Here is a 277-nt window from a genome sequence, read left to right as displayed (position 1 = left end):
CCGCGGCCCGGCCGCGAGCTGAGCTCGACGCGGGTGTTGAGCAGCCCGGCGAGCCGCTGCACCGTGGCCAGCCCGAGGCCCATGCCGCGGGCGCCGCGCTCGCCCGCGCGGCTGTGCGCATCGATCTGGAAGAACTCCTCGAACACCCGCGACTGGTGCTGCGCCGCGATGCCCACGCCGGTGTCGACCACCTCGATGCGCACGCCGTTGCCGCGCAGCCGCGCGCCGACCAGCACGCCGCCTTCGTGCGTGTGGCGCAGCGAGTTCGACACCAGGT

1 protein-coding gene is annotated in these 277 nt (G+C 75.1%); it reads right to left on the bottom strand.

Features of this window, described 5'->3' with window-relative positions:
• Positions 1-277, bottom strand: a 277-nt coding sequence (locus CVH10_RS19930) for a HAMP domain-containing sensor histidine kinase (RefSeq protein ID WP_146143147.1), incomplete at both ends; no start/stop codon positions are given.

It is taken from the genome of Halomonas sp. ND22Bw (assembly GCF_003011945.1).
GTDB classification, from domain to species: domain Bacteria; phylum Pseudomonadota; class Gammaproteobacteria; order Pseudomonadales; family Halomonadaceae; genus Halomonas; species Halomonas halophila.
The sequence above is the reverse complement of the archived record's forward strand: the minus strand, read 5'-3'. Positions and strand labels throughout refer to the sequence as shown.